Origin of the sequence: Ancylomarina euxina (assembly GCF_003863355.1) — a bacterium.
Classification (GTDB): Bacteria; Bacteroidota; Bacteroidia; order Bacteroidales; family Marinifilaceae; genus Ancylomarina; species Ancylomarina euxinus.
In genome coordinates, this window is record NZ_QQWG01000006.1 from 26437 (window position 1) to 38710 (window position 12274).

Genomic DNA, 12274 nt, shown 5'->3' on the forward strand with positions numbered 1-12274 from the left:
GAGACTACTGTTTCTATTAAAGATAAAATTTATTTACTTAATATCAAATAGCATGGATATTATATCTAGTTAAACATCATTTAAAACACTTACAAGTAGTATCGCATAATCGGTCTTTTTTCTGACACACTATCAACTTTGACAAATCCCACCGCTTCGTAGGCCTTCTCAATACCTGACCATGCAAAGGCATCAGGGTATTTGCTAAAATCTGAATTACATTGATGTGATTCAAGCACTTTAGCTCCCTTAGTCCTACAATAGGCTATGAGATGCTTTAATAAAGCTCTTTTGACACCTCTTCTTCTCCAGCCTCTACGAACAAATAAGCATGATACGATCCAGGTCTGCTCATCAATTAATAGCGATTCATGAGATTTTGGTAGTCTTGGAAAATCCTCCCGATTTCCCAAAGAACACCAGCCTACAGGTTCATTATTATTATAAGCTAGAATACCTGGAATTTTTCCGGATTCAACCAGTGCTTTCATTGCTAGACGATTGCCCTCTCCTCTGCCTACCTCAAATTCATCGGCCTGCAATCGACACTGCATACACCAACATCCTTCACAAGCCCCTTTTTCACCAAAAAGATATTCAAAGTCACCAAAATTTGACGTATTTAAAGGCTGAAAGCTGAGATTATTATCTTGATTAGCTTTGTCCATAATTTTTGTTTTTGTTTTCAATATACAAAAAAAAAGGACGCGTTTTCTTAAGAATGATTCAATTTAGGGCGTATGCGTTGACGGTAAATTTGACTCTTGGAATACGTGTTATGAAACTTCGATCTAAGTTGAATTCTTTCCTCCTCGGGCAACGCAATGATCTCTTTGCACTCATCGGTACAACAGCCATGATATTGCTCTTTACAAGCCTCACATTGTATAAATAGAAGGTGGCAATCGTTATTGGCACAATTGGTATGCGTATCGCAAGCGGCACCACATTGATGGCACTTACTAATCACTTGACCATCGATACTCTCACCTAAGCGCTCATCGAATACAAAGTTCTTACCAATGAACTTTGATTGAACGCCCAATTGCTTAATCTGACGGGCATATTCAATAATACCGCCATGCAACTGATTCACATCATTAAAACCATGATGTTTCAAATAAGCACTGGCCTTTTCGCAACGTACACCGCCTGTGCAATAAAGCAAAACCTTACTATCTTTTTTATCTGAGTAATCGTCAACGACCATCTGAATTTCTTCCCGAAACGTATCCACATCCGGACAAATGGCATTCTCAAAACGACCAACCTCACTCTCGTAATGGTTTCGCATATCAATCACGACCGTATCTTCCTGATCAAGGGATTCATGAAATTCCAATGCACTTAGATGATTCCCCACATTGGTTACATCAAAACTGCCATCATCCAAACCATCAGCCACAATTTTAGGGCGAAGTTTAATAATCAATTTAAAGAAAGATTTTCCGTCATCTTCTACGGCCCATTTAATCGGCATGTCTTTTAATTCCGCTCTACTACTCAAAGCCCTCATAAAAGCCTCTAAATGGTGTTCTGGCACGCTCATTTGAGCATTTATACCTTCTCTGGCAACATATATCCTTCCCAAACAAGCTAGTTTGTCCCACTCTATAAATAGTTCATCCCTGAATGACTGAGGATCTTCAAGAATGACATAACGATAAAAGGAAAGTGTTTTACGTGTAAAGTTTTCAGCATGAAGCTTTTTTATGGCTTCTTCCTTACTCAATTTATTGTGGAGTTGCATTTTATTTTTATTTAGAATAATTTAAAATGCAAAAATAATGGATTTGAAAAGAGTTGCAAAGATTTAATCAACAAATCAGACATCGAAGTATTTTATTCTATCAGTACAATCGATTTGCCGATATGATATTAATTTCAGTTTCGCTCTTTCGCACTGCCAAAAGTTGATAACCTTGCCCTCTAGTTGATTTCCAGACTTCTGGATCAGTAGCAGTATTAAGAAATAGAATGAAGTGGTTCTCCCAATTGTATATCAAAAAAAAAAGGAATCAAAAAGAAATAAAGATTACTCGCAGATGAACTGGAATAAGAACAAAGTTATAATGCAATTTTTCCTTCATTATTGAACGAAAAAATTGGCAGCTTAAGCAGCTGCCAATAAATATTAAAAATCAATTTTAACCCCCATTGCAATTGTTCTTGGTTTGGGGTAAGTATCGTAATCAATACCATTGGGAACTTCGGGGTTTAAACCTTTGTAGCCTGTTATAGTGAACATGTTTTCACATGTTGCATAAATACGAGCATTAATGGCTTTATTAAAAATATGATTAAGCGTATAGCCCATCGTCAAATTCTGCAAACGTAAAAAAGATGCATCCTGCACGTAATAATTGGAATAAAGTTGACGACTTTCGAAATTTGTATCGAATACGTCCTTTGAAAGATTATAAGGTAAGGCTTGTTTATTTCCTAGAAATGAATCGTTGTTATTATACACATAATGACTTAAACTGGCGCGCAAACTAAAGCTACAATCCCAATTCTTATAGTGTACATTGGAAGAAAATCCGAGATGAATTTTGGGCTGAGAGTTTTTATCGAAATCCCGATCATCATAAGCCTGATCTTCGTATAGGCCTTCAATAGGCTTGCCATTGCTGGCATAAACCTGTTTACGCACATTAAAGGCGTTATATGATTTCCCCTCACGATTCATCTGTATACTAGCTGTTCCACCAAGAATTTGACCTACTAACAAATTTGCAGCCAAACTATCAATTTTGTTTTCGTTAAAGCTGACATTAAAACTTAACGACCATTTAAACTTATCGGTTGATACTGGAATTGCATTCAGGCTTACTTCAATTCCTTTATTATGCATTTCGCCATCATATCGCATTATATTATTACTGTAACTAGATCCAGAGGGAACAGATATAAGGTAAGGTAAATTTTTGTTTTTCTCAATATATCCTTCTATTGTTGCATTCAAACGATGATTAAAAAATACCATGTCGACACCAACATTACTTATATGATCACGCGTAATTTGTGCCCTAACATATTCGTCATTCGTTTTACCTACTACAGCGTATCCCACTCTAACAATCGCACTATTTAAATATGAATTTGCAGGTGATTGCTTATGTAACTGATAAGATAAACCTATGGAAGAGGAGTTGCATCTCTCATCCCAATCTTCGCCGGTATCTATCCGATAATTTCCACTTAAACAAAGTCGTTCCAATAAATCTACAGATACATGTGCAAACGATGACTTTACTTTCCGGGTTCCGCTCCAACCTGAGAAATCATTTGTCTGATAGTTATCTCCCGATAAAGTATTGTAATCACTATATAATATTTGATTGTTAAAATCATCCGTCTTAATTTTGGAATAGTCAGTGAACTGGCTAGCACTTGCAGTTGTAGTTTTTATTCTATCTTTCTGTTTTACATAGCCAACTTTCATATTAAGACCAGAAATAATTCCCTTTAGATCTTTCTGGTAATGGAACTCAGCCTTCAGGATATTTGTGTTGATATTATATGATCCGGCATATATCGAATTATAAAATTTACCAACATAAGTATTGGATCTACTGACACTTAGCTTATTTGTTTTATCGTGAGATTTGTTTTTACCAAGCATGAGCACAACTTTTCCTCCTTTTAAAAAAGGCAATTGATACTCTGCATTAAAATTGAAATTCCAATTTCTATGATCAATACCATTATTTGATAAATTCAGTATTTCCGTAGGATTTTGCATAAGAAAGAAGCCATTTCCATTATTGCTTTCATCAATTGGTTCAGTTCTGGATGCTGGTTGTGTTGGATCGAACCTAATTGCGGCAATATAGGCATCAGTATTCCCAAATTCATGATCGATTTTAGAGGTATTATAAGCCAAACTCAACTTAAGCTGATCTTTAAGCAGTTTTCGGTTTAAATGCACACCAGCTGTCCATCTACTGTAATCCGAATTCTTAAGAACTCCTTCCTGCTTGTTGTGTCCACCCGATAATCTGTAGACTGTTTTTCCTATTAAGCCAGATACATTCAAATATTGATGATTCCCCAAAGCCATTTGTAAAACTTCATCCTGCCAATCGGTATCTGAACTACCTTTATTCCAGGAGGAGTTCGGATTTTGTTCTAGATGTTCAAACATGAGTTTTTTATACTCATTGGCATTCAAAACATCCACTTTATTACTCTTGTACGAAATGGAGGCAGAATTATCAAAGCTAATTGCAAGTGATTTATTACTGTTCCCTCTTTTGGTTGCAATTAGCAACACACCTTTGCCTGCTTCGAAGCCAAACAATGCAATGTCGCTTCCATTTTTTAAATATTCTATCGATTCTATATCTGATGGATTTATTGTATTTAAAAAATTACCATATTCATCAGCTTGCAACAATACAGGTATTCCGTCAAGAAAAACCAAGGGGTGATCGTTTCCATACAATAATGATGGTCCACGCGATTGTATTTTATAAGCTGCTCCTGGATCTCCACTGTTAGCAACTATATTTAAGCCTGCAATTTTACCGATTAATAATTCTTGAATAGAGAGTTGTGTTCCCGTATAAACTGTTTTAATTTTCTTTAATGATGGATAAATTCCATTCATCTCATTTTTTTCTAGCTCCAAATGAATATTTTCTCTAACAGTATCTTTAGAGAATTTTGATTCGATTCTACTATCAGTCTTAATTAAACTATTTGCTCTAATCTGTAAACAAAAAAGAACTAAAATAATCGGCAATATTTTTTTCATTAAAAATCTATTATTGTTAAAATAAAATCAAAATTAATAAACAATATCTAATTACACTTTGATAAATAATAATAATCTAAATTTGATATAAATTATTTAATTTCTTTCTCCAGACCCAAAATCCTCTTTTGAAATATACTTATAGTTTTTTTTAATTATCGCCATCCTACTTTAGGCTTGCTATTTGCGTAATAAGGCAAAAAAATAGCCTCCCATTTCTGGAAGGCTATTAGTCCTATTTATCGTGTTTAGCTTACAAAGCAGCTAAGTCGTTGATAATTTTGTTTAGAGTTGCTGATGGACGCATTGCCTCTTCAGCAAGCTTGTCACATGGCTGGAAATATCCACCAATGTTCATAGCTTTTCCTTGAACAGCGATTAACTCTTCAGTAATCTTAGCTTCGTTAGCTGCAAGTTCCTGAGCAACAACTTTAAAACGAGCTTGAATTTCAGCATTCTCAGTCTGTGCTGCAAGAGCTTCAGCCCAATACATTGCTAAATAGAAGTGAGAACCACGGTTATCCAACTCATTTACATTACGAGAAGGTGATTTATTTTCTTCTAAGAATTTAGTCACACCTAAATCTAAAGTATCAGCAAATAACTGAGCTTCTTTATTGTTTGTCGTTTGTGCTAAATGCTCAAGAGAAACGCCTAAAGCAAGGAATTCACCCAATGAGTCCCAACGTAAGTGATTCTCTTTCTCGAACTGTTGAACGTGCTTAGGAGCTGATCCACCTGCACCAGTCTCGAACAATCCACCACCATTCATCAATGGAACGATAGAAAGCATCTTAGAAGAAGTTCCAAGTTCAAGAATTGGGAAAAGGTCAGTTAAATAGTCACGCAATACGTTACCTGTTACTGAAATGGTATCTTCACCTTTACGAATTCTTTCCAAAGAGAAAGCAATCGCTTCAACTGGAGCAAGAATACGAATATCTAATCCTGTAGTATCGTGATCAGCAAGGTAAGTATTCACCTTATTGATGATTTGAGCATCGTGACCTCTATTTTCGTCTAACCAGAAAATAGCTGGAGTTTGAGTTGCTTTAGCTCTGTTTACAGCTAATTTAACCCAATCCTGAATAGGTGCATCTTTAACCTGACACATTCTGAAGATATCACCTGTTTCAACAGCTTGTTCCATAACAACTGTACCATCAAACTCAACAACACGGATGATACCGTTTCCTTGAGCCATGAAAGTCTTGTCATGAGAACCATACTCTTCAGCTTTCTGAGCCATCAAACCAACGTTTGATACAGACCCCATAGTTGCAACATCGTATGCACCATTTTTCTTACAGTCATCGAAACAAACCTGGAACATTGTAGCATAACAACGATCTGGAATCAATGCTTTAGTATCTTGTAATTTTCCTGCTGGATTCCACATTTTACCACCATCACGAACAACTACTGGCATTGAAGCATCAATAATGACGTTATTGGGTACGTGTAGGTTAGTGATTCCGTTATCCGAATCAACCATCGCCATATCAGGACGAGACTTGTAAATCTCCATGATATCAGCTTCGATTTCAGTTCTCTTAGCTTCAGGAAGATTTTGAATTTTATTATAAAGATCGCCTAAACCATTATTGAAGTTTACGCCTAACTCTTTGATTGTGTCAGCATGCTTCTCAATAGCTTCTTTGTAGAATACTTCAACAGCGTGCTTAAACATCACAGGGTCAGAAATCTTCATCATGGTAGCTTTTAGGTGTAGCGACCATAGTAAGCCTTCTTCTTTTGCAGAAGCAATTTCTTTTGCGTAGAAAGCACGTAAAGCTTTTACATTCATTACTGATGTATCGATTACTTCGCCTTCCAATAGAGCCTGCTTCTCTTTCAACACAGTAACTGCACCATTGCCATCAACATACTCGATTCTTACATCAGCAGCCTTAGCCATAGTTACAGACTTCTCACTTCCGTAGAAATCACCTTCTGTCATATGCGCTACGTGAGCTTTAGAATCAGCAGACCATTTACCCATACGGTGAGGGTTGTTTTGAGCATACTTCTTAACTGAAGCAGCAGAACGACGGTCAGAGTTACCTTCACGTAAAACTGGATTTACTGCAGAACCAAGAACTTTAGCAAAACGAGCTTGTAATGCTTTTTCTTCTTCTGTTGTAGCTACCTCAGGGTAGTTAGGTAAATTGTAACCTTTAGCTTGTAATTCTGCAATAGCAGCTTTAAGCTGAGGAATTGATGCACTGATATTTGGCAACTTAATAATGTTAGCCTCTGGAGTTTTTGCTAAATCACCTAGTTCTGATAGGTAATCAGAGATCTTTTGATCTTCAGTCAAATTCTCTGGAAAGTTAGCGATAATTCTCCCTGCAAGAGAAATATCCTTGGTCTCAACTTCGATACCTGATGCCACAACGAATGCCTTAATAATTGGCAATAATGAATACGTTGCTAGGGCCGGTGCTTCATCAATCTTAGTATAGATGATTTTTGATGTCGTTGCCATGTCAGTTGGTGTTTTTTGTAATTTTTAATTAAAAAATAAACTTGATTGTGTGTTTTTCTGTTGAATTAAACAGCGTTTAATTCGAGGGTAAACATATAGATTTTTTTTATTTCAGAATATAAAAGTGCTTTATTTTTAACGATTTTTTTCTCTAATGGAAACACTCAGACTATCAACGATATAAACACAGACAGACTTATTAATTCATCCAGTTTATCCTCTCTTTTAGGGCTATTTAATCTAATTTATTCGAAGTCGAGGGAAAATTTCTGCTTTAGCTGCTCCAAAAGTGGATTTTTCTGACACAAATATTTGAATTTGTCGGTGTCCGTATACAAACGTTTTTTTGTTTCAGTTTGTGTTATTTCGATGATAAAATCGATAGTCGAATTTTGTAATTCTCTTTTTAGATAATTAACCATTTCATTTTTAACAGCGGCTATATCATCTTCTTGTATTTGATTACTCACTTTAACAACCAATTGCCCACCTGTTCTTATTTCAGCTTCACAATTCGCTATTGCTAAGCGAATTCGATCGCTTTTTTTTCGAACAATCGTGTATTCCTTAAGCTTTTCAACGACTGATTCAGAAGTATAAGCTTGATTTTGAACATTTGTATATTTAGCCTCTGATTCTTTTGATTTGATCTCTGGGCTGGATGAAGATGCAGGTCTATTCACAATACCTCGACTCATGGCCGCTTTTATTGATATTGATGTTGGACTTGGGCTTGATGTCGTAGAAACCTTTTGCTGACTTTGCCCTGAATGAGTCTGGGCTGGCTTCTGAGCTTCTTGTTGCGGATGAACAGGAGCTTTATCTTTAGCTCCTGCAACTTTGGGAGCTGAGGCTCTCCCCTCAACTCGTATTTTTAATAGTCGTCGAAAGTTTTTCTTCAGACTAGCTCCTTTTTTTTTTGATTCAATTATCTGGGACAATTGAATTAGGGTAAGTTCGATAAGTAAGCGATGATTTTGACTGCTCTTATAATGTATGTCACATTCGTTGAGAATACCTAAAGCATCGTATAAGAAATCAACCTCACATTTTTTTGCTTGCTCGGTGTACTTTTCCTTGACACTATCGCTCACTTCAAGCAATTGCAAAGTTGCGACATCTTTTCCAACGAGTATATCTCTTATATGAGAACTCAAACCAGCAACAAAATGATGCCCATCGAAGCCTTTTTCAACAATTTCATTAAATAGGATTAGAACATCAGTTACTTTTCCTTGAAGAAAAGCATCCACCATCTTAAAATAGTAATCGTAATCCAAAACATTCAGGTTTTGAATGACATTTTCGAAATTGATATTCTTACCTGAGAAGCTCACAATCTGATCGAAGATCGACAAGGCATCACGCATGGCACCATCAGCTTTCTGAGCAATCACATTTAAAGCTTCCTCATTAATCGTTATGCCTTCTTCCTGAGCAATATGCGCTAAATGATTCACGGCGTCAGCTACCTTGATTCGACTAAAATCGAATATCTGACAACGAGACAAAATAGTTGGAATAATCTTGTGTTTCTCCGTAGTTGCTAAAACAAATATCGCATGTGCAGGTGGCTCTTCCAATGTTTTAAGAAAAGCATTAAATGCCGATTGAGATAACATATGAACCTCATCGATTATATAAACGCTGTACTTCCCAATTTGTGGCGGGATACGTACCTGGTCGATCAAGGTTCGGATATCGTCTACCGAATTATTAGAAGCCGCATCCAACTCATGTATATTATAAGAACGATTCTCATTAAAAGCCAAACATGATTCACAGGTATTACAAGCTTCAAAATCGGAACTCACATTGGAGCAGTTGATCGTTTTTGCAAAAATCCTCGCACAGGATGTTTTACCTACCCCACGCGGACCACAAAACAAGTAGGCATGAGCCAGATGAGCGTTTTTAATGGCATTCTTAAGTGTGACGGTAATAGATTGCTGACCAACGACTGTTTGAAAGCTTGAGGGGCGATATTTTCGTGCTGAAACGATAAAGTTCTCCATACTGAGGTATAAACGAAACGATTAGTTCTTATTCTTACTTTTTCAAGGAATTCAAAGATAAACAATCATCCTAAAAAAGCGATTATTTCAGAATAAATTGTTTTCAACAAAACCAATAATCTTCAAATAAATCGGCGCTTCGCTCCAACCGGGCTTTTGCGAATAAACCTAAATTCATTTTTTGGCTTGATCAAAAAAAACAAAAAAATCAATCCCGATCGTTTGGAACTAAGTTTCTGGTTTTTCCAAAGCTTTCGTAAAACGAAAAACATTAAAAAATAAAACCATCCTTTTAAAGAGCTAAAAAAGCAACTCTTCCTATTATTAGTCTTAATAATATTACTATCAACAAAACACACGATATCAATAAAAACGTTTAAGACACTATGGAACAAAAATATATATTCGAGTCAACCGTTGTTCCTTTCACAAACTACTACAACTTCTAAATATTTAAATGATTTTCAGGACAGAAGAAAATACTGCCTTCAACTTTAATTATCAATATGAATATTTTATCATTAAAATTCTCTATATTTATTTAACATTTAATCTATTGAATGATTTCCTAAACCTACCCTTATGCATAATAATGACATTACAATTGAAGATTGGTTATTATTAAAACCCTATAATGAGGAAGTCCTAAGTGACTCTTGCTATATTAATCTGGCCAATCAATTTAAGGATGTCCTGATAGAAGATCTTTATTTTACCGAAGATAACGCCATGCAAGATGAAGATGCAACCGAATTTGCATGTCTGTTAGCCTCTTTTGTTGAAGATATTGTTTCGGAAACTCACATTTATCATACATTCAAACGCCAGCACAAAGAACTTTACGGGCATGCTGTTCCTTTTTCCAGCGAAGGATATGACGAAGATGCTTCTATCAATTCCAGTGATATTCAATTTTTAGTTTGGTATTACTTAAGTGTGAAACAACCTGATACCATTATCTATTTGAGTAGCTTTTTTATTGCCATTTTGATCGATCAACTCATAGATGTTGTGAAGGATGAAAGCACTGATTATGAAGTGAACGAAGATCTGAAAAAATATTATAGCTTAGCACATGAAGCTTGTCATATCAACCATATTAGAGATCTGATTGATAATATCCTATTTCGGACTTACCTTTTTTATCCGGACTCATTTAATCGTCTTGCAAATTTTGAAGAGATCATACTGGCCGAAGACTTTTCGGATATGAGTCCTGAGCATGCAGCAGACACCAGAAATGCTAATTTATTCGAAAATCGCTACCACTTTATATGGCACTATCGCACCCGACTACTTGCTTTAAATGGCAAAGAATGGCTTGCTAGCCTTATTGGCAAAGCGCATCCTTTATATCAGGATGTTTTAAATATCTCGAAAAGCATAAGGGCCGCTTTTATCTATAAAAGTGAGGATGAAAATAATCTCATCGTCGAGCATATCGCATCGGGAAGACGATTTGAGATAACAAAGCAATCCATTACGCCCAAAATGGGATTGATTCCCAACGAATCGATTCTTTATCTGTCGATCAACCAATGGCAAGACAAATGGTGGAACAGCGGCATTGTTTTGTATCAAAATTTTGACGCCGATTTCATACTGGATGAAAAGGCATCGGAAGAAGAAAAACTAAAGGTGGCCTTTTTGGATGCAGACACACAGCGAACAGAAATTGAAGAACTTGAAAAGCAGAAGAAACACTTTATCTCTTTTAACAAGAATTCGCCAATTGCTTTTATGCCGTCAAAAGAGCTGTCTAAATTTGTCTCAGACTTTGGTTCTTATTATAGAAAATGCGAGAACATTAAACTACCCGAGGGCGTTGGTGACATAAAGATTGAAATTGGAGAGAAAGAATTGAATGAATTCAATAAGAGATGGACGGAAGCTTTTGTTTTCATTAATTCGCAACAGGGCATGGAGATTTCTTACAACTTTGTCGACATCATCCCCGACGAGAATAACCCTTTCTATAAGGCTGAGAAATTGAGAGACAAGTTTTGGAATGTCATTATTTCAAAGCATGCCTCAAAGGAATTAACGCACTACTTTTTCGATCAGTACAAAGAGCAGCTAAGTGGTCTTTCTTCAGAATTCGATGCTGTATTCGCCCCAAATCTGGATTTTCTAACACGATTTTGGAAGCATGACATCTATTTCAGTGAAACAGAATAGAGCGAATCCTATTCAGTTATGATTTTTTTTTACTTACAACTCGCCCCTTAGACCGAAAACCTTTCGGAATAAGGGGCATTTTTTATTCATTCGAGCCTTACTATGAGGTTTTAGACCATATACGCCGTTTTACTTCCCACACGACACGACCAAAACGATGTGGAGATCAGCGAAGCTAATCGTGCGCTCGCTGTTTTTTAGCTGTCATTAGCAACTATGCGCTTACTTGACACAAAATATCTCCGTTTTTTTATCTCACTCATAAAACTTATCCTTCGCCCATTTTAAAGGATTACTTTTGATATAATCTCTGATTCGGCTTAAGGATTCATCATTCCTAATAATATGATCGTAAAAACGGGCTTGCCACGTAAATTCAGGATTAATTATTCTTGCATTTTTGGTGACACCAATTTTAAATCCCCGAATGATGGATGCCAGATTCTTTGATTGTGCACCAAAATTATTCTTCTGTACAGACGCAATGCATTGCGTCTCTACCTGATGCATGGTGTCACGATCTATTGCATTATATTTATTCTCACCAATTATAATGATGGCATGAAAATGATTGGGCATGATTACAAATTCATCCATTTCTAAATTCATATCCTCGCGTATCTGAAATGTTTTCAGCCATTGCTCCTCCGCGATTACTCCAATTTTAGACAATTGCATTTTTCCATTTTCTACCTCTCCAAAATAATGTTGACGATTGTCTGTGCAAATGGTAATAAAATAGATACCACTACTGGCATAATCCCAACTCTTTAAGCGGGCTGATTCTATTCTATATTGACCTTTATACTTTTCTGACATGATAATTAAATGAGC

Annotated in this window: 7 protein-coding genes; 1 reads left to right on the forward strand and 6 read right to left on the reverse strand. The window is 36.1% G+C overall.

Annotated features, from left to right (window positions below; genetic code table 11):
• Window positions 1–89 precede the first annotated feature (89 nt).
• From DWB61_RS07625 to DWB61_RS07645, 5 genes are all read right to left on the reverse strand, one after another.
• Window positions 90–668: a GNAT family N-acetyltransferase gene (locus DWB61_RS07625; RefSeq protein ID WP_125030311.1), complete on the reverse strand. Its 579-nt coding sequence runs from the start codon at window positions 666–668 to the stop codon at window positions 90–92.
• A 47-nt stretch (window positions 669–715) separates the two neighbouring features.
• Window positions 716–1750: an oxygen-dependent tRNA uridine(34) hydroxylase TrhO gene (gene trhO / locus DWB61_RS07630; protein WP_125030312.1), complete on the reverse strand. Its 1035-nt coding sequence runs from the start codon at window positions 1748–1750 to the stop codon at window positions 716–718.
• A gap of 384 nt (window positions 1751–2134) precedes the next feature.
• Window positions 2135–4759: a TonB-dependent receptor plug domain-containing protein gene (locus tag DWB61_RS07635; protein ID WP_125030313.1), complete on the reverse strand. Its 2625-nt coding sequence runs from the start codon at window positions 4757–4759 to the stop codon at window positions 2135–2137.
• Window positions 4760–5012: 253 nt separating this feature from the next.
• Window positions 5013–7247 (reverse strand): NADP-dependent isocitrate dehydrogenase, encoded by a 2235-nt coding sequence (locus DWB61_RS07640; protein WP_125030314.1) that lies wholly within the window; start codon window positions 7245–7247, stop codon window positions 5013–5015.
• Window positions 7248–7492: 245 nt separating this feature from the next.
• Window positions 7493–9262, reverse strand: a complete 1770-nt coding sequence (locus DWB61_RS07645) for a DNA polymerase III subunit gamma/tau (protein WP_125030315.1) — start codon at window positions 9260–9262, stop codon at window positions 7493–7495.
• 582 nt (window positions 9263–9844) lie between these two features.
• On the opposite strand from DWB61_RS07645, the gene DWB61_RS07650 reads away from it, so the two are divergent.
• Window positions 9845–11440, forward strand: a complete 1596-nt coding sequence (locus tag DWB61_RS07650; protein WP_125030316.1) for a DUF3843 family protein — start codon at window positions 9845–9847, stop codon at window positions 11438–11440.
• Window positions 11441–11695: 255 nt separating this feature from the next.
• Here DWB61_RS07650 and DWB61_RS07655 read toward each other — a convergent pair whose 3' ends face one another.
• The gene (locus DWB61_RS07655) at window positions 11696–12259 is read right to left on the reverse strand and encodes a transposase (protein ID WP_125030317.1); all 564 of its coding nucleotides are present in this window, start codon (window positions 12257–12259) and stop codon (window positions 11696–11698) included.
• Window positions 12260–12274: the final 15 nt, after the last annotated feature.